This window comes from Flavobacterium ginsenosidimutans, from assembly GCF_003254625.1.
Lineage (GTDB): Bacteria > Bacteroidota > Bacteroidia > Flavobacteriales > Flavobacteriaceae > Flavobacterium > Flavobacterium ginsenosidimutans.
Window position 1 is genome coordinate 84,069 of record NZ_QJRJ01000078.1, and the last position, 18,148, is coordinate 102,216.

17 protein-coding genes are annotated in these 18,148 nt (G+C 33.5%); 11 read left to right on the forward strand and 6 right to left on the reverse strand.

Annotated elements, in window-relative coordinates:
• The first annotated feature begins 34 nt into the window (after nucleotides 1–34).
• The 6 genes from DM444_RS13670 (at nucleotide 35) to DM444_RS13695 (ending at nucleotide 5,569) form a co-directional block, all read left to right on the forward strand.
• Nucleotides 35–619, forward strand: a complete 585-nt coding sequence (locus DM444_RS13670) for an NUDIX domain-containing protein (protein ID WP_111287563.1) — start codon at nucleotides 35–37, stop codon at nucleotides 617–619.
• Nucleotides 620–658: 39 nt separating this feature from the next.
• On the forward strand, nucleotides 659–2,152 hold the full coding sequence (locus DM444_RS13675) for a S41 family peptidase (protein WP_111287565.1): 1,494 nt from the start codon (nucleotides 659–661) through the stop codon (nucleotides 2,150–2,152).
• 112 nt (nucleotides 2,153–2,264) lie between these two features.
• On the forward strand, nucleotides 2,265–3,149 hold the full coding sequence (locus tag DM444_RS13680) for a L,D-transpeptidase (RefSeq protein ID WP_111287567.1): 885 nt from the start codon (nucleotides 2,265–2,267) through the stop codon (nucleotides 3,147–3,149).
• Nucleotides 3,150–3,365: 216 nt separating this feature from the next.
• Complete coding sequence (locus DM444_RS13685) at nucleotides 3,366–3,962, forward strand: TetR/AcrR family transcriptional regulator (RefSeq protein WP_111287569.1); 597 nt, start codon at nucleotides 3,366–3,368, stop codon at nucleotides 3,960–3,962.
• A 47-nt stretch (nucleotides 3,963–4,009) separates the two neighbouring features.
• The gene (locus DM444_RS13690) at nucleotides 4,010–5,149 is read left to right on the forward strand and encodes an FAD-dependent oxidoreductase (protein ID WP_111287571.1); all 1,140 of its coding nucleotides are present in this window, start codon (nucleotides 4,010–4,012) and stop codon (nucleotides 5,147–5,149) included.
• Nucleotides 5,150–5,197: 48 nt separating this feature from the next.
• Nucleotides 5,198–5,569, forward strand: a complete 372-nt coding sequence (locus DM444_RS13695; protein ID WP_111287573.1) for a hypothetical protein — start codon at nucleotides 5,198–5,200, stop codon at nucleotides 5,567–5,569.
• A 299-nt stretch (nucleotides 5,570–5,868) separates the two neighbouring features.
• Here DM444_RS13695 and guaB read toward each other — a convergent pair whose 3' ends face one another.
• The 5 genes from guaB to DM444_RS13720 all read right to left on the reverse strand — a co-directional run bounded on the left by guaB (nucleotide 5,869) and on the right by DM444_RS13720 (nucleotide 10,817).
• Complete coding sequence (gene guaB, locus DM444_RS13700; protein ID WP_111287575.1) at nucleotides 5,869–7,341, reverse strand: IMP dehydrogenase; 1,473 nt, start codon at nucleotides 7,339–7,341, stop codon at nucleotides 5,869–5,871.
• Nucleotides 7,342–7,537: 196 nt separating this feature from the next.
• Nucleotides 7,538–8,938 (reverse strand): DUF5723 family protein, encoded by a 1,401-nt coding sequence (locus tag DM444_RS13705; protein ID WP_111287577.1) that lies wholly within the window; start codon nucleotides 8,936–8,938, stop codon nucleotides 7,538–7,540.
• Nucleotides 8,935–9,480, reverse strand: coding sequence for a hypothetical protein (locus tag DM444_RS13710; protein WP_111287579.1), 546 nt, complete (start codon nucleotides 9,478–9,480; stop codon nucleotides 8,935–8,937). Before DM444_RS13710 ends, DM444_RS13705 begins: the two co-directional genes overlap by 4 nt.
• Before the next feature lie 124 nt (nucleotides 9,481–9,604).
• Complete coding sequence (locus tag DM444_RS13715) at nucleotides 9,605–9,931, reverse strand: hypothetical protein (RefSeq protein WP_111287581.1); 327 nt, start codon at nucleotides 9,929–9,931, stop codon at nucleotides 9,605–9,607.
• A gap of 19 nt (nucleotides 9,932–9,950) precedes the next feature.
• On the reverse strand, nucleotides 9,951–10,817 hold the full coding sequence (locus DM444_RS13720; RefSeq protein ID WP_111287583.1) for a beta/alpha barrel domain-containing protein: 867 nt from the start codon (nucleotides 10,815–10,817) through the stop codon (nucleotides 9,951–9,953).
• A 210-nt stretch (nucleotides 10,818–11,027) separates the two neighbouring features.
• Here DM444_RS13720 and DM444_RS13725 point away from each other — a divergent pair, with 210 nt between their 5' ends.
• Nucleotides 11,028–11,642, forward strand: a complete 615-nt coding sequence (locus DM444_RS13725; RefSeq protein ID WP_111287585.1) for a hypothetical protein — start codon at nucleotides 11,028–11,030, stop codon at nucleotides 11,640–11,642.
• A complete protein-coding gene (locus DM444_RS13730; RefSeq protein ID WP_111287586.1) occupies nucleotides 11,639–12,355 on the forward strand; it encodes a DUF3307 domain-containing protein in 717 nt (238 codons plus the stop codon). The genes DM444_RS13725 and DM444_RS13730 overlap by 4 nt, the downstream gene beginning before the upstream one ends.
• Here the strand turns inward: DM444_RS13730 and DM444_RS13735 are convergent.
• The gene (locus DM444_RS13735; RefSeq protein ID WP_111287587.1) at nucleotides 12,341–13,375 is read right to left on the reverse strand and encodes a quinone-dependent dihydroorotate dehydrogenase; all 1,035 of its coding nucleotides are present in this window, start codon (nucleotides 13,373–13,375) and stop codon (nucleotides 12,341–12,343) included. The two genes, DM444_RS13730 and DM444_RS13735, sit on opposite strands and share 15 nt — an antisense overlap.
• Nucleotides 13,376–13,746: 371 nt before the next feature.
• Between DM444_RS13735 and DM444_RS13740 the strand changes: the two genes are divergently transcribed.
• The 3 genes from DM444_RS13740 (at nucleotide 13,747) to DM444_RS13750 (ending at nucleotide 18,097) form a co-directional block, all read left to right on the forward strand.
• Complete coding sequence (locus DM444_RS13740; protein ID WP_111287589.1) at nucleotides 13,747–16,185, forward strand: arylsulfatase; 2,439 nt, start codon at nucleotides 13,747–13,749, stop codon at nucleotides 16,183–16,185.
• A gap of 90 nt (nucleotides 16,186–16,275) precedes the next feature.
• Nucleotides 16,276–16,854, forward strand: coding sequence for a hypothetical protein (locus tag DM444_RS13745; RefSeq protein WP_111287591.1), 579 nt, complete (start codon nucleotides 16,276–16,278; stop codon nucleotides 16,852–16,854).
• Nucleotides 16,855–16,876: 22 nt separating this feature from the next.
• Nucleotides 16,877–18,097, forward strand: coding sequence for an OprO/OprP family phosphate-selective porin (locus tag DM444_RS13750; RefSeq protein ID WP_111287950.1), 1,221 nt, complete (start codon nucleotides 16,877–16,879; stop codon nucleotides 18,095–18,097).
• The last annotated feature ends 51 nt before the right edge of the window (nucleotides 18,098–18,148 follow it).

Consider the following 18,148-nt stretch of genomic DNA (forward strand, 5'->3'; position numbering starts at 1 on the left):
AATCAGAGCGTTTTTTTATACAACTATTTTTCAAATGAGAAAAAATCCAGAAATCGAAATTACTGAGACCAAATTATTATCTGATAATTGGTACGTCTTAAACAAAGTAACTTTTAATTATAAAAAAGAAAATCAGCCTGTTGAATCACATATTCGTGAAGTATACGATCGTGGAAACGGAGCTGCAATTTTATTGTACAATTCAGCTAAAAAGACGGTTATCCTAACCAGACAATTTCGTTTACCAACTTATCTTAACGGAAATAAATCAGGAATGATGATTGAAGCTTGTGCAGGACTTTTAGATAAAGAAAAAGCAGAACAAGCTATCATTCGCGAAACAGAAGAAGAAACTGGTTACCGTTTAAGCAAGGTTCAAAAAGTAATCGAAACTTATATGTCACCAGGTTCTGTAACAGAAATTCTATATCTTTTTGTTGGCGAATACGACGAAAATATGAAAGTAAGCGAAGGCGGTGGACTAGATGCTGAACAAGAAAATATTGAGGTTTTAGAATTTACTTTTGATCAAGCTTATGCCATGATCGAATCTGGAGAAATTTCAGACGCTAAAACTATTATGTTATTGCAACATGCTAAAATAAAAGGATTAATTTAAAAGTTTTTTGAGTATTTTAGATTAACAAAACAATCTAAAATGCTCAAATCTAAAATAGTACTGATTTTATTTTTGCCATTATTTGTTTTTTCGCAGAACGAAAAATGGCCAGCAGGAAAACTCAAAAAAGATTTAACCATCTTTAGAGAAATAAGAGAAAAAGCCAATTCAGGACTTTATAAATACAGAACAAAACAGCAGATTGACAGTATTTATTCTTGGGCTTTTTCGCAAATTAATGAACCAAAAGAACTTATTGAATTCTACAAAATAATTCTTCAGATAACCGATTTTGAAGGAAGTCTACATAATGACACAACACTTCCTGATGATTTTGAAAAGAAATATTCATCAGGAAATGTTTTCTTTCCATATCCTGTAAAACTTATCGAGAATCGATTGGTTCTTAATTTTAAAAATTCAGAAATTCCACTGGGCTCTCAAATATTTAGCATTAATGGTATTGAGACCAAAAAACTGCTTACTTCTCTCTACAAATATTACACAACCGACGGTTATAACATTACTGGAAAATCGATTGGAATTGGAAGCTCTTTCGCTAAATATTTCAAAATGGAATATGGGGCGCAAAAAAGCTTTTTGGTTGAATATTCGCTTCCAAATCAAACTCAAAAACTGACCAAAACTATTTATCCTGTTTCAAATGAAAGTCGGAAAGAAAACTTCAAAAACCGATTTTCTTTGCCAATTGACAGTCTGCAATACAATCGTGCGAAAGACAAATATTCATTTAAAGTAATTTCTGGAAACACAGCATTACTTTCTGTACACACATTTGTAATTGGTCGAAATGCCAAAGACAAACAACATATTGCGTATAAAAGATATTTGGACAGCTGTTTTCAATATCTTTCTAATCATTCTGAAATTAAGAACTTGATTGTTGATGTTAGAAACAATGGCGGTGGCACCGATCCGAATGACATCGTGACTTTCTCTTATTTGACACAAAAAGCTTTTCGCGAAAATGCTTCAGCTTATGTGAATTTTCAGAAAATACCATTTCCTAATTATTTCGTTTATGAAGAAACAGATGCTAAAAAACAGCAGGAAGAACTAAAGGATTTTGAAGATGAAATAATAGAAGAATTTCCAAAACTCGTCAATAAAAAATATCCTCAGGATAAAAAATTTAACCTTTTATTAGAGCCTGATAAAAACAGTTTTAAAGGACAGATTTATATGCTTATCAGTCCGAGAATTGCTTCTGCTGGATCTTTATTTGCCTCACTGGTGGCAGGAAACACAAAGGCAATTGTAATTGGTGAAGAAACTATGGGCGGATATTACGGACACAACGGCCACACTCCTATTGAATACGAGTTACCAAACACCAAAATCAAAACACAGTTTTCTATCGTAAATCTAGAACAGGATGTTCCGAAAAAAACAAATCAAATTTTTGGAAGAGGAGTAATTCCTGATCATAAAATTTCACAGACATTTGAGGATTTTATGCAAAATAAAGACACACAATATATTTATACGATAAAATTAATCGACAAAAAATAAAGTTACTGTTTACTATTATCTACAAAATGAAAATCCCGAAACCAATTTCAAAAATTATGTAACCCTTTTCAGCTATCATAGTTATAACTTTAATTTCATAAAATTACAACCTATGAAAAAGTTATATTACACAGCAAATGCCCTACTGATCTTAATGTTGGTTTTATTAGGTTCTTGCAAAAAAAGCGACACTATAACGCTGACAGAAAATAAAAAAGAGAAAAAAGAAGTAATTGAATATAAAAAACCAAAAACGGTTTCTTACCAAATAGAAAAAACCAAAGAATGGCTAAAGCTTAATGAAGCCGACAGCTCAAAAATGGATATTGTTTATGCCTTAAACCGAACAGATAAAGTTAATTTTAAGAAATTAGATTCTGTTGTAATTCCAGCAGATTTTAGCGGAGATTTGGTTTATTATCTTCCGTTTCCGATTCATGTTTCGGCTTTAGAAGAAGTTTCAAAAATTATCTTTTTTTCTTATCCGACCCAAACTTTTGCGGCTTACGAAAATGGTGAATTAGTTAGAACAGGACCAACTAATATGGGAAGAAAAAAAGATCCTACGCCCACAGGATTATTTTTTACCAACTGGAAAGCAGAGAAAACAACAAGCACCTTTAATGACGAATGGGATTTAAAATGGAATTTTAATATCGAAAATAAATTAGGTGTTGGTTTTCATGAATACGATTTGCCTGGATATCCAGCTTCTCATTCTTGCTTGAGACTATTAGAAAAAGATGCCAAATACCTTTACAAATTTGCTGACGAATGGATTCTGAAAGACAAGGAAAATGTAAAAGTAAAAGGTACACCAGTAATCGTTTTTGGAAATTATGATTTTGACGGACCAAAACCATGGCTTCAATTGGCATCAGATCCAGAAGCTTTAAATATTTCAGTATCTGAAATTGAAACTCAGGTAAAACCATTTTTAAAAGATATCTTAGAAAACCAAAACTTAAGAGAAGCCGAGCCGACAAAAACTTTATAAAATACTATTGATACAGAATCAGCTGAAGTGAAATTTAAATTACTTCAGCTGATTTTTTTTATATAAAAACCTTTGAACCTTTGTCACTTTGCATCTTTGAACCTAAAAAAACTTAGCATCTCAGCATCTTAGAGCCTTAGAATCTTAAAAAATAATTCATAAATAAGCGATCGTTCATTTATTATTTATATCTTTGTGTCATAATTAGTTAGAATTATGAGAACACGAGATATAAATAAAGAAGAAATTGTAAAGCAAAAAGCAATCGAAATGATTGTAACACAAGGCGTAGAAGGTTTTGGAATGAACCGTTTGGCTAAGGAATGTGGCATTTCTGTGGCTACACTTTATATATATTATTCAGACAAAGAGGATTTGATCAAAAAAATTGGAATTGAAATTGGCAAAAACTTCTTCGAAAAGATGTTCGACGGATTTTCTGCTGATATGACTTTTAAAGATGGATTGCGAATGCAATGGGAAAACCGCATTTATTTCAATTTAAATTTTACACTTGAGGCGACTTGTTTAGAACTTTTAAAACATTCTACTTATGGCGACGCTATTGTAGCAGAAATGACAGGCGATTACAAACAAATGATGACAGAATTTATGCTTGCAGCAATTAATAGAAAAGAACTTATTTCTATTCCTTACGAAATATTCTGGAGTATTGCTTACGGACCACTTTATTCTTTATTAGAATTTCATCGAGAAGGAAAATCGATGTCTAGAAAACCTTTTGTTTTAAGTAATGAACTAAAAGATGAAGCTTTCAATCTGGTCATAAAAGCACTGACTCCTCAATTTTAAAAACTCAATTTTAAAATTCAAATACAATAATATTAATTTCAACAAAAATGAAAAATTCAATTATAGAAAATAAAAAAATTGCCATTATTGGTGGCGGACCAGTTGGATTAACAACTGCCAGAATTTTACAAATTAGTGGTGCTGATGTCACGGTTTATGAAAGAGACATCAATGCTCAAGCGCGAACATCTGGAGGAACTTTGGACATTCATTCTGATTCAGGTCAATATGCAATTCAGAAAGCAGGTTTAATGGAGGAATTCATAAAGTATGCAAGACCAACTGGCGAAAAAATGGCTGATATGAACGGAAATATTACTTCTGACGAAATGCCAAATGAAACTAATGCCTTCTCTCGTCCTGAAATTGATCGCAACGATCTTCGAAAAATTATGCTGGAGAATCTGGAAGAAAATACCGTTGTTTGGGATAGCCAATTAATTAATATTGAAAAATCTGAAAGCCGATATATTTTAGAATTTAAAAACGGAACAACCACAACTGCCGATTTTGTAATCGTTGCAAATGGAGGAAGATCAAATGCTCGAAAATTTGTGAGCGATCAAGAACCTCAGCTTTCCGGAACTTATATTATTCAAGGTGAAATTGTAAATCCAGATCAAAATTATCCAGAATTTAAACCAAAATACGGAAACGGAAATGTAATGGCAATGGGAGAACACAAAATGTTTTACACCCATACCATGCGCGACGGTTCTGTTCATTTTGGAGTCTCTTTTAAAGCTGATGAAAACTGGATTGCGAACCACGGAATCAATTTTGAAGACGATGAATCTGTTATATCTTTTTTGAATGAAACTTTTGAAAACTGGGGAGATGATTACAAAAAATTCTTTGCTTCTTCTACAGAGTTTTCTTGTTTGCCTTTAAGATTGTTTTCTTTAGAAGAATCTTGGAAAGAGCATTCGAATATTACACTTGTTGGCGACGCGGCTCACTTAATGCCTCCATTCGCAGGCGAAGGCGTAAATATGGGATTATTTGATGCTTTTCATTTAACCGAAAATTTAACCAACGGAAAATTTGAAACAATTGACAAAGCAATTAAAGATTACGAAAAGAAAATGTTTGGTTACGCACTAGAAGCACAGCGCATGACAAAGAAAATGGAAGATTTACTGCATTCTGATATTGTTGCTGAAGATATTTTGAATAGTCGATTTTAATTTTACTTTAGTTATTTTAAATACCTTTAAAGGATTAAAATTAAGTTTATGAAATCAAAACAATCATTAGATATTTTTGGAGAATTTTTAGTCAAAAACCTAAGAGACAAAGGAATTGGGAATATCGAAACTCTTTTAAAAAATAAATCTAAAGCACCTTCAAATTTAAAATTACAAACGGAAATTAATAAATTTGATGAATCCCAAAAAGAGTTAATTAAAGAGATCGTTATTAGAAGTATTGATGTTGCTATTCATGATTTTCTTTTTTCATTACAAGAATTAGCTGATTTCGAAAACAATATCCAAATATTAGTTAATGGAAAAAATATTGTTGAACTTAGTGATGGAATTCATGGAGAATCTTATTCAGAAGACGGATGGAATGCTAAATTTAGTCAATACGGGAGAAGTGAATAAAATCAAATAAAAAAGGCTGTCTAAAAACAGCTTCATTAACTGCGTAAAAATATTTTAAAAAAAATATTTTTCACATCAAACCCCAGCGGGGTGAAATATTTATAGAATTTCATTAAAACAAATTGAAAAAAAGCTCCAGCGGAGCGACATATATTAAATCTAAAATATATGTCGCTCCGCTGGAGCTTTTATATTGCAAACATCTATTCTTTTCTATAAATATTTCGCTTCTCCGAAGCTTATAAAAAAAGGAGTTGTCTTTTTGAGACAACTCCTTTTTGCTTATGATACATCCTAAATTATCTAGAATAATTCGGAGCTTCTTTTGTAATAGTTACGTTATGTGGGTGACTTTCAGTAATTCCGCTAGAAGTGATTCTAACAAAACGTCCTGTTTCTTGTAAAGTAGGAATATCTTTTGAACCACAATATCCCATACCAGCACGAAGACCTCCAATAAACTGAAGCATACTTTCGTTTAATTCACCTTTGTAAGGAACACGACCAACAATTCCTTCTGGAACTAATTTCTTAACATCGTCTTCAACATCTTGGAAATAACGGTCTTTAGATCCTGTTTGCATAGCTTCAACAGAACCCATTCCGCGGTAAGATTTGAATTTTCTTCCTTCGAAAATGATAGTTTCTCCTGGTGATTCTTTTGTTCCAGCTAATAATGAACCTAACATTACACAATCAGCACCTGCAGCGATTGCTTTAGGAATATCTCCTGTATAACGAATTCCACCATCAGCAATAACTGGAACCCCAGTTCCTTTGATAGCTGCAGCAACTTCTAAAACTGCTGAGAATTGAGGAAAACCAACACCTGCAACGATACGGGTAGTACAGATAGAACCAGGTCCGATTCCAACTTTTACTCCATCAGCACCATTTTCTACTAAATATTTAGCAGCTTCTGGAGTTGCGATGTTTCCAACAATTACATCTATTTGAGGGAATTTTGATTTTACTTCTTTCAATACATTCACAACACCTTCAGTATGTCCGTGAGCTGTATCGATAATAATTGCATCTACACCAGCAGCAACTAAAGCTTCAGCTCTTTGAACTGCGTCTCCAGTAACTCCAATTGCAGCAGCAACTCTTAAACGACCAAAACTATCTTTATTAGCGATTGGTTTTTGAGTCAATTTTGTAATATCTCTAAACGTAATTAAACCAACTAATTCGTTTTTATCGTTTACAACTGGTAATTTTTCGATTTTATGACCTTGTAAAACAACTTCTGCCTGCTCAAGTGAAGTTCCTTCAGAAACCGTTACTAAGTTTTGGCTTGTCATTACTTCAGCGATTGGTCTTGCACCGTTTTTCTCGAAACGTAAGTCACGATTGGTAACAATTCCTTTTAAGATTCTGTTTTCGTCAACGATTGGAATACCGCCGATTCCGAATTCTTTCATTGCATTTTTTGCGTCTGCAATTGTAGAGTTCATTGGTAATGTTACCGGATCGATAATCATTCCTGCTTCAGCACGCTTTACTTTTCGAACTTTTCCTGCTTGTTGTTCGATAGTCATATTTTTATGTAAAACACCAATACCGCCTTCTTGTGCCATAGCGATTGCCATTGCACTTTCTGTAACTGTATCCATAGCAGCAGATACAATCGGAACGTTTAATGTAATGTTTCTTGAGAATTTCGATTTGATACTCACTTCGCGGGGAAGCACATTCGAGTAGTTAGGTACTAATAATACATCGTCGTAAGTTAAACCTTCGCCGATAATCTTGGAGTTGTGTGCTATCATGTTGCAATTTCTAGTTGAATTGCGTGCAAATATAGTGAATAAATTGCTAACTTGAATACTAACTTATTCATAAATTTGTATTTACAAGAAAAGTCTTTCAATTAAATTCCAATTTTATCAATGCCAAATTCCAAGTTAGAATCGAGAAAAAGAAACTTTGTTTTTTTGGAATTTGGAATTTAGAAAATTGATTTTTTTAATCTTTATCTTGAAAAACAAAATTAACTCCGAGCTGAAATGCAGCACTGCTTGCTTTTGATACATCTTTGTACTCTAAAACATTATTGACCATTGCATAAAGATTTACTGGCCCAATTGTTCCTGCAAGTCCTAGTCCAATATTTTTATTTGAAAAAGTGTCTAAAGTATAAGTTGCTTTGACATCTAATTTTCTAAAAATATTTCTTCTATAAAAAGCAGTCAAAGCTAATAAAGGTGTGCGCGGTGCCGACATTGCAAAAAACTGTGCTCCTACGGCATTTTTATAGTTTACATCGCCACCTTGTCCTTTGCAATTGCATTCATTATCTGGACGCGATTCTCCAAATGAGTATTGAATGGACGAATATATTTTGGTCGGGCGCCAAGTGGTATATTTATTATAAAGTGTATCTCGTGGAATGGCCTTATCAAATTCATCAAAAACATTTTCGGGATCATCATTTCCCATAAAATCAGGATTTACTCCATTGTATTGATAAGTTCCTTTATAAGTCAGAGTTTCGATATCTTTGGTTTGTCGCACAAATCCCAAATCGACAACACTTGCTGTTACTTGCAAATTATCTTTAAAATAATAGGTAAATCCTGCATCAATACCAAGACCTAAACTTCCATTAAAAAAAGTATTATTTGCAATATCTCTAATGACGTTTCCTTCGTATTCATCCTTTGTAAATTTAGAAAGTCCCGAAGTTCTTAATTCTAAATTGGAAGAAATAACTTGATTGTAGAAATTCGGTGTAGCAGCGCTTTCGCCTGTATATATATAACCAGAATTTTTTGTCGAAGAAGCATTTGCCCCGCTTGAATAAATTTTGGCGCGTCCTCCGTAAACCAATTTTTCATTGACTTTTTTATGAAATCCGAAATGCAGAACAGACAAAACCTCCGCTTTCATACTTAAATCTCCAAGATTAAAGGATTTTCCAATGTAATCTTTGTTTCCGTTTAAAGCTAACAAAGCCAAATCTTTTGGAACAAACATAAAAAAATCGAATTCCTGATACAATCCAAATGAAACATAAGATTTGCTTTCCCTACCTCCTACTCTAAATCCGCCAGAAAATATTTCCAATTGCTGATTGGTCACAACTTTATCATTTGCAGAGGATTTACTAATTACATTTCGTACTTTCTGATTGAAATCGACGCCATTGTCGGCAAATAAATCGTAAGCTGAAAAACTAGTGGAACCTAAGTTGGCTGAAACTCCAGATAAGACTGGAAAACCAAAATAATATTTATATGAAACATCAGCGCCAGGATTTACTAACAACGACTGCGGAATAGAAGTAAAATTATACAGTATTTCTTTATTTTGAGAAAAACAAGAAAGCTGAAAAATAAGGCAGAATATCAGATATATTTTTCTCATCCGATAATTAAATAAGCCGTTGCACTTGATTTTAATTTCAAACTTCCTGTACTGTCATCATTCAATGGAGGTCCAGCCGCTACGAAAACAACAAACCCAATATTAATTGTTTGCTTTAAGTTTTCTAATCTCTGATTTTCAAAAGATTCTGTTGGATATTTTATAACATTGGATCCTCCTGTATAGGCTGGAACATTAAAAGTTATAGTTTCCAAAACCTCATCATTTGCATTTAATAAAAGTAGATTTACGACAAAAGCGCGGTCTATCGTATTTTCGATTTCAAAATCAAATTCTGCTTTTGTTAAACGATTAGTGAAAAATTTATCTTTAAAAACATCAAAACCTCTTACATCGGCTAAGACGTGATTTCCTCCATCATCAATAAGTTTATTTGCAGGAATATCAAAATAGGCCAGATTTGCTAAAACAGCGGGCTCAAGCTTTAGATCTTTTACCTGATCGAAATCTAAATTACTCGAACAGGAGAAAAATAAAAAAGCTAAAAAGATTAGATTTAAACTTGAAAGACTTGATTTCATTTTGAATGTTTTTTCTTACATAAAATATAACTCTTAAAGTTTACAATTATTATCTAAGGTAAGAAAATATAACTATTCTTTAATGAAACATACAAACAATTTTGAAGCCTAAACAATTATAGCTTCAATCAGTATTTTTAGAAATTACGCTCGGGTTTAAGATTTCTTCTAGATTTCCAGTCTTTAATAGATCACTAATTGTTTTTTCAATACAATCTCTAGTTAATTCTTCAACAAATAAATCTGGCGGAATTAAATATAATCCATTAAGATTATTTCTTGTTTCTTTATTTGATTGAAGCGCCGTAGTTAAGAAATTATAAGTCCAAACATTTATTCCGTAATGTCTTCCATCTTCCATTTTGACATGTATATTGCAAAAATCATTGTCTTTTTGCCAATTGTTTGGATCAACTTCTTCAAATTCTAACCAAAGCTTAAATTCATCCATATAAAACAACTATTTGATTTTAATGAAACTTCCCAAACAATTTTGAAGCTTCATTATAAGCACTTTCAAAACTTAGAGAATTAAGTCCTGTTATTTTTTTATTTGCAGTAAAATAAGAAACCAATTTTTCTGTCGGCATATTTCCTGTAAGTTTATCAGTTGCCATTGGACAGCCTCCAAAACCTTGAATAGCACCATCAAAACGAGTACAGCCTGCTTTTGCTGCTGCATCTATTTTTTCGAACCAGCTTTCGGGTGTTGTATGAAGATGTGCTCCAAACTCAATTTCAGGATATTTCGGAATTAAATCTGAAAACAAATACGTAATTACTTCGGGTGTAGAAGTTCCGACAGTATCAGAAAGCGATAAAATTTTCACGCCCATTCCTGCCAGTTTTTCGGTCCATTCTGATACAATTTCAACATTCCATGGATCTCCATAAGGATTTCCGAAACCCATTGAAAGATAGGTCACGACTTCTTTATTTTTCTTATCGGCAACTTCAAGAATTTCTTCCAATGTAACTAAAGATTCTGCAATAGTCTTATGCGTATTACGCATTTGAAAGTTTTCAGAAATAGAAAAAGGAAAGCCCAAATATTGAATTTGTTCATAATTGGAAGCGGTTACCGCTCCTTGCGTATTAGCAATAATAGAAAGCAGTTTACTTGTTGTTTGAGACAAATCTAACTGCTCTAAAACGGCAGCAGTATCTTGCATTTGCGGAATAGCTTTTGGAGAAACAAAACTTCCAAAATCGATAGTATCAAAGCCTACTCGCAACAAAGCTTGTATATAAGTAACTTTATTTTTTGTCGGAATAAAATCTTTAATGCCTTGCATGGCATCTCTTGGGCATTCAATAATTTTGATTTCTTTGTTCAAAGCTTATTCTTTTGTAAAGGCTAAGTTAGTTTCTTTTTTAAAGAAATAAAAGATAATTTTAGCTGAATCCAAATTATTACGGAATATCGTAATAGCTTTTATTATTACCTAAAACCGTAATAATTTAAAATATTACCAAAAAACGTAATATTTAATTTTATTACTTATATTTGTAATAGAAAGTTTATTATTTTTTAATTATATTTGGTTATGACTAGTGTAATTACAGGCGACATAATTGGTTCAAGACAGCAGAAATCAGAAAATTGGGTTGAAGGTTTAAAGAAAATCATAACTCCATTAGGCCATACTCCAAGTCAATGGGAAGTATATCGTGGAGACGAATTTCAAGTTGAAGTAACCAATCCTGAAGATGCTTTACTGACTGCGATTTTAATAAAAGCGCATTTAAGATCCATAAAATCTGATGCTCGAATGAGTATTGGTTTTGGAGATAAAACGCACAATGCTGCACGTATTTCTGAAAGTAATGGTTCTGCTTTTATACATTCGGGGGAACTTTTTGAAACTTTGAAAAAACAAAAAGTCACTTTAGCGATGCGAACAGGAGATTTAGATTTCGATGAAAAACTGAATTTAATGTTACAGCTAGCGTTAACTTTTATGGACAGCTGGCTGGTTCAATCGGCAGAATTTGTGGCTTTGGCAATAGAAAATCCGACTTTATCGCAAGAAGAATTAGGTCAAAAACTAGGCATAAACCAAGCTGCTGTGAGCCGAAGACAAAAACGCGCCCAGTTTGATTTGGTTATGAATTTAGATCGTTATTTTAGAACACAAATAAAACAACTTACAGCCTCATGATTTTATTTATAAAACTGCTTCTCGCTCATTTATTAGGAGATTTTATCTGGCAGCCTAATTCTTGGGTAGCCGATAAAGAAACTAAAAAACATAAAAGCGTTTACTTATATGTTCATATTTTACTTCATGGCGTTTTAGCTGCTGTTTTGGCTGGAGAAATCAGTTTTATTCCGTATGCTGTTTTAATTGCTGTTACGCACGGAATTGTCGATTTGATAAAACTCAATTTCCAAAAAGCAAAAACAAAACGCACTTGGTTTTTAGTAGACCAAATTGCACATATTTTGATTTTAATTGGAGTTGTATTGCTTTATCAAAACAAAACCATCGTCAATTTCTGGTCTGATAATGAGTTCTGGATTTTAATAACTGGGATTATATTGGTTACCAAACCTTCTTCCATTTTTATCAAAACCATTATTTCGATTTGGAGTCCTGAAAACCAAATCAGCCAAAAAGACAATTCTCTTGCTAGTGCAGGAAATTACATTGGCATTTTAGAACGTCTTTTGGTCGTTTGTTTTATTCTTACTGCTCACTTTGAAGCAATTGGATTTCTGCTTGCGGCTAAATCTATTTTTAGATTCGGAGATCTAAAAGAAGCCAAAGACAGAAAACTAACTGAATATGTAATGATTGGAACTTTAATCAGTTTTGGAATTGCGATAATTATTGGCCTTTCAATTCAGGCACTTCTTTTACAACTGCCCTAAAACTTTTTTGTTAATTGCTTTGATCAACGCTGGACCTTCATAAATAAAGCCAGTGTACAATTGCACTAAACTTGCACCTGCATTTAGTTTTTCAATTGCATCATCTGCAGAATGAATTCCTCCTACTCCAATAATTGGGAATGCTTTATTACTTTTTTCCGAAAGAAAACGAATTACTTCTGTGGAACGTTTTGTTAATGGTTTTCCAGATAAACCTCCAGTTTCTGTTTGATTCGCAGATTGTAAACCTTCCCTAGAAATAGTGGTATTTGTTGCAATCACACCTGCAATTTGAGTTGTTTTTACAATATCAATAATATCTAACAACTGCTCATCTGTTAAGTCTGGAGCAATTTTTAGAAGAATTGGTTTTACTTTTTGTGTGCTTGTTTTTTGTTTTTCGACATTTCTATTTTGCAAAGTCTGCAATAAAGCTGTCAAAGGTTCTTTATCTTGTAAAGCCCTTAAATTTGGCGTGTTTGGCGAACTCACATTCACTACAAAATAATCTACATGATTAAAAAGCGCATCAAAACAAATGATATAATCTTTAACCGCATCTTCGTTATCAGTAACTTTATTTTTTCCGATATTTCCTCCGATTAAAACACCTGAATTCTTTTTCAAACGCTCTACAGCATCTAGAACTCCGCCATTATTAAATCCCATTCGGTTAATAATCGCTTGGTCTTCTTTTAATCTGAATAAACGCTTTTTCGGATTTCCTTCTTGTCCCACTGGCGTTACAGTTCCGATTTCAATAAATCCAAAACCAAAATCGCCTAGTTCTTTGTATAGTTTCGCATCTTTATCAAAACCAGCAGCAAGACCAACTGGATTTTTGAACTTAATTCCGAAAACTTCTCTTTCCAATCGCGCATCCTTAACTTCATAAATCGATCTTATAATCGCCGAAACTCCAGGGATTTTTGAAATGAATTTTACAAATGAAAAAGTAAAATAGTGCACTTTTTCAGGATCAAAACAAAAAAGTATCGGACGAATTATCAATTTATACATAAGAGTTGTGTTGTTGTTATTTTGGCTGCAAATTTAAATATTATAGTTTAAAAAGGTGCTTTTTTACAAAAACAAATAATTTCCTTTTTGTTTAATTATTATCCTTATTAAATAAAACCGTTTATAAATTTTTATATCATTCCGTTTCAAAACATGTTTTTCATGTTGCAAATTATAAAATGAAACAAGTTCGTTTCTTTTAAAACACCTTTTTGGAGTTGAGAATAGCTAAATTTGAGATATTCAAATCTAAAACCTATAAGCCTCCATAATCTTTAAATCAGATAAATAAAATCTCATTTATTCAGATTAGTTTTTATATCTAAGTTTTTAAAGTGCCCTTAAAAGATTATTAATTAACAACTAAAATCATGAAAATTAGTAAATCATTATTTCTGAAAAGTATTTTCACTTTCCTATTTTGCCTTTCATTAGGTTTAACTTCGAAAATATTTGCTCAGGCCGACCCTCAACAAGTCACCAAAGAAACTTTTAAAGGAAAAATGGCCTTAGATATTAGAGACTCAAAAAGCGATTGGTCTCCTTATCTTCCTAAAAAAGCACCTGCTGGCGCTCCAAATATTCTATTTATCTTGTATGATGACACTGGAATGGCTGCATGGTCTCCGTATGGTGGAGCGATCAACATGCCAACTATGCAAAAACTAGCCGATAATGGAATTACCTATTCGCAATGGCACACAACCGCTTTATGTTCTCCAACACGTTCAACATTACTTACTGGTCGTAATCATCACCTTAACGGAATGGCGGCTATTACTGAAACAGCTGACGGATATCCTGGAGCAAGCGGAAGAATACCTAAACAAGCTGCAACAATTGGCCAGATTCTTCAGGATAATGGTTGGAGCACTTTTTGGATAGGAAAAGATCACAATGTTCCCGAACAAGATATAGCTGCTGGCGGACCTAGAAGCACTTGGCCATTACAAATGGGATTTGACCGTTTTTATGGCTTTCTTGGCGGAGAAACTAATCAATGGTATCCTGACTTAACAGAAGATAATCATTTTATAGAACCGCCAGCAACTCCAGAAGAAGGTTATCATTTATCTAAAGATTTAGCTGATCATGCATTGGAATATCTTAAAGATCAACAAGCTACAAATCCTTCTAAGCCATGGTATATGTGGTATTGTCCAGGTGCAAATCATGCTCCGCATCAAGCTCCAGAAGAATATATTGCTAAATATAAAGGAAAATTTGATGATGGTTATGACGCTTACCGCAAATGGGTACTTCCTCGTATGATTGCAAAAGGAGTTATTCCGCCAGGAACAAAAATGGATAATTTTAACCCAATGCCACCAGGTGTTGCAAATCCGGCCGATAATGTATTAGATTGGAATAAACTAAAACCAGAAGAAAAAAAATTATTTTCAAGATTAGCCGAGGTTTATGCTGGTTTCTCAGAATATACAGATGCTCAAGTCGGACGTATTATTGATTACTTAGAGAAAACTGGACAGCTTGAAAATACTCTAGTAATTTATGCAGCAGATAATGGTGCTTCTGGAGAAGGTTCTGAATCGGGTTCTGTAAATGAAAATAAATTTTTTAACGGATATCCTGATGAATTAAAAGAAAACCTAAAATATATTGACAAATTAGGAAGCCCAGATACTTACGAACACTATCCTACAGGATGGGCGGCTGCATTTTCTACTCCATTTAAAATGTTTAAAAGATACAGCCAATATGCTGGAGGAACTTGCGACCCATTGGTAATGTCATGGCCTAAAGGAATCAAAGCTAAAGGTGTTGTTCGTGATCAATTCCACCACTCTACTGATATTGTTCCAACTATCTTAGATGTCTGCGGACTTGAAATGCCAAAAGAATATCGCGGTGTTGCCCAATATCCATTATCAGGAGTTTCAATGCGTTATACTTTTGATGCTGCCCCAAATACCAAAACACAAAAACACATTCAGTACTTTGCCATGTTAGGAAGCCGTGCTTTATGGAAAGATGGTTGGAAAGCAGTTGCACTTCATGCTCCTCTTGGCGGAAAAGGACATTTTGACAAGGATGAATGGGAATTGTACAATACAGATATTGACAGATCTGAATCTAATAATTTAGCTAAAAAATATCCAGACAAATTAAAAGAATTGATTAAAGACTGGGACGATGAAGCTGCCAAAAACTTGGTTTTACCGCTTGATGACCGTTCAGCAATTGAAGTTTTAGGAACAGAAAGACCTACATCTGAACCTCCTCGTGACTTGTATAAATATTATCCTGGAACTTCTGCAGTGCCAGAAGGTGTTGCTGTAAACGTTCGCGGAAGATCTTATAAAATCCTAGCCGATGTTGATGTAAAAGATGCTAAAGCTTCAGGAGTGCTTTTTGCTCATGGATCTCGTTTTGGAGGGCATACTTTATTTATAAAAGATGGCAAATTGAATTATGTGTACAATTTCTTAGGAATTGCTCCTGAACAAAAATTCACTTCAAATGTGCCAATTACAACAGGAAAACATGTTTTTGGAATGGAATTCATACGCGAAAAAGCTGGACCAAATGGAGAATCTCTTGGTCAAATGAAACTTTACATTGATGGAAAAGAAGTGGCTTCTGGCCCAATGAGAACACAATCTGGTAAATTTACTTTAGCAGGAGATGGTCTTTGCGTTGGATTCGATAGTGGTGATTCCGTTAGTAAAGAATATAAAACTCCAGGAACTTACAAAGGAGGTGAAATCATTGGCGTTGGCGTTAGCGTTGGAAAAATTGAATATACTGACTTAAACAACGAAGCAAAAAGAGCTCTAGGAAGAGATTAAAAATACAGCGAAGAGGTATGTTCGGTTATAATTAAGTAATCGAAATACCTCTTTTCTTTTAAGTAAATATTTCATTAATAGAGAAGTCAAATGTTATATATCAATACACATTTAAAATCTTTCTTTTTCTGTTTATGCATAATTTTCTTTTTTAGCACTAAAATTTCAGCTCAGGAAAGTGACGAAAAAGAATTCAAATCACATCATCAAATAGGAATATCAATTAATCATGTTCATGTTTTTGAAGGTCGTGATGAAGAAGGAAATAGGGAAACCTTAACTCTTCCTGCTTGGGGAATCGATTATACGTTTCAGTTTCACGAAAAATGGGCTGTTGGTCTTCATACCGATTTTATTGTTGAGAAATTTAAAGTCGAAAAAGTTTATGCTAGCGGAGAAGATAAAGAAACTGTCGAAAGAAGCTATCCCATTGCTCCTGCTCTAATGGGAATTTACAAACCTAATGAACATTGGAGTTTTCTTTTAGGCTTTGGTGGCGAATTTGCGAAAGAAGAAGATTTTTTCTTAACCCGAGCCGGTGTAGAATATGGATATGAACTTCCTAAAGGATGGGAAATTTTTGGCACTGTGAGTTACGATTTTAAATGGAACGCATACGACAGCTGGGGAATTGGTTTGGGAATTGCAAAAAACTTTGGAGGAAAATAATTTATACAAACCCGATAATCTTATGTACAGCACAAGTAAACCAAATCGCATTTCCAAATATTTTCTCTTAGCTTTTCTTTTACTAATTAGCTATAAAGGACTTTCACAACAAGAAAAAGATACTACAAAGCTGATGAATGTTCGATATGGCAGTAAAGGAATTGAATTAGAAACCCGAGACAAAAAATTTCTATTTCAATTACAAAGCCGATTTCAATTTCGCTTCTCTACTCCTTATGATACAGATCCTTTAACTTATGATGATTATAGTCAGGATGCGAAAACAACTTTTAAAATAAATCGTGCTAGATTAAAAATTGGTGGTCATGCTTTTGAACCTTGGCTAAAATATTATTGGGAATATGAATTGAGTCAGTCCAATTTACTTGATTTCAGAATTATGATCGAAAAATGGGACTTCCTAAGTTTTAAAGTAGGACAATGGAAAACAGAGTTTACACGCGAACGCTTTATTAGCAGCGGCGAACAGCAAATGGTGGAACGGTCTCTTATTAACCGTCCTTTTACCGTAGACAGACAATTAGGAGTTGAAGTTTACGGACACTTAAAAGGAGCCGGAATTGCCGACTTTAATTATTGGGCCGCAGCTTTAACAGGAACAGGACGCGGAAGCACTTCTAATGATGATAATCATTTAATGTATTTTGGGCGAGCACAATGGAATTTCCTAGGAAGATTTCTTGATTTTGAAGGATGTGATTTAGAGTTTCATGAAAAACTAACACCTATTATTGCTTTTTCAGCCATAACTAACCGAAGCCCTTATACTCGCTTTTCACAAGCTGGAGGAGGCTCATTAGACGGATTTGAAGATGGATTGCCTGGCCAATACAGAGTCAATCAATGGAATCTAGAAACTGCTTTTATGTACCGTGGTTTTTCTTGGCAAAGCGAATGGCACACTAAAGAAATCATCGACAAATACAATAACGATGATATGACTGTAATGAAAGGATACTATGTTCAGGCGGGTTATTTCTTTCATAATCTACTTGACTGGTGGCCAAAACGCTTAGAAATGGCGGGACGTCATGCCGCATATAGACCAGATAATTCGATAAGAGAAAATAGACAAGAAGAATCTACAATAGCTTTTAACTGGTTCTTTAAAGGACATAAAAATAAACTTACATCAGAAGTTAGTTATTTTAGTTTTCAGGACAAAACACTGCCATTGCAACAAGGCTGGCGATTTAGAATTCAATGGGATATTTCCTTATAAGCTTAAAATGAGATACCAAACTTTATAATCTATTTCTGTAAATAGTATATT

What these genes read in the sequence shown, in the direction of transcription:
- DM444_RS13710 (WP_111287579.1), bottom strand. Translation starts at nt 9,480, where the DNA reads ATGAAATCAAGTCTTTCAAGTTTAAATCTAATCTTTTTAGCTTTTTTA.
- DM444_RS13670 (WP_111287563.1), top strand. Translation starts at nt 35, where the DNA reads ATGAGAAAAAATCCAGAAATCGAAATTACTGAGACCAAATTATTATCT.
- guaB (WP_111287575.1), bottom strand. Translation starts at nt 7,341, where the DNA reads ATGATAGCACACAACTCCAAGATTATCGGCGAAGGTTTAACTTACGAC.
- DM444_RS13680 (WP_111287567.1), top strand. Translation starts at nt 2,265, where the DNA reads ATGAAAAAGTTATATTACACAGCAAATGCCCTACTGATCTTAATGTTG.
- DM444_RS13725 (WP_111287585.1), top strand. Translation starts at nt 11,028, where the DNA reads ATGACTAGTGTAATTACAGGCGACATAATTGGTTCAAGACAGCAGAAA.
- DM444_RS13690 (WP_111287571.1), top strand. Translation starts at nt 4,010, where the DNA reads ATGAAAAATTCAATTATAGAAAATAAAAAAATTGCCATTATTGGTGGC.
- DM444_RS13735 (WP_111287587.1), bottom strand. Translation starts at nt 13,375, where the DNA reads ATGTATAAATTGATAATTCGTCCGATACTTTTTTGTTTTGATCCTGAA.
- DM444_RS13675 (WP_111287565.1), top strand. Translation starts at nt 659, where the DNA reads ATGCTCAAATCTAAAATAGTACTGATTTTATTTTTGCCATTATTTGTT.
- DM444_RS13740 (WP_111287589.1), top strand. Translation starts at nt 13,747, where the DNA reads ATGAAAATTAGTAAATCATTATTTCTGAAAAGTATTTTCACTTTCCTA.
- DM444_RS13750 (WP_111287950.1), top strand. Translation starts at nt 16,877, where the DNA reads ATGTACAGCACAAGTAAACCAAATCGCATTTCCAAATATTTTCTCTTA.
- DM444_RS13730 (WP_111287586.1), top strand. Translation starts at nt 11,639, where the DNA reads ATGATTTTATTTATAAAACTGCTTCTCGCTCATTTATTAGGAGATTTT.
- DM444_RS13715 (WP_111287581.1), bottom strand. Translation starts at nt 9,931, where the DNA reads ATGGATGAATTTAAGCTTTGGTTAGAATTTGAAGAAGTTGATCCAAAC.
- DM444_RS13695 (WP_111287573.1), top strand. Translation starts at nt 5,198, where the DNA reads ATGAAATCAAAACAATCATTAGATATTTTTGGAGAATTTTTAGTCAAA.
- DM444_RS13705 (WP_111287577.1), bottom strand. Translation starts at nt 8,938, where the DNA reads ATGAGAAAAATATATCTGATATTCTGCCTTATTTTTCAGCTTTCTTGT.
- DM444_RS13745 (WP_111287591.1), top strand. Translation starts at nt 16,276, where the DNA reads ATGTTATATATCAATACACATTTAAAATCTTTCTTTTTCTGTTTATGC.
- DM444_RS13685 (WP_111287569.1), top strand. Translation starts at nt 3,366, where the DNA reads ATGAGAACACGAGATATAAATAAAGAAGAAATTGTAAAGCAAAAAGCA.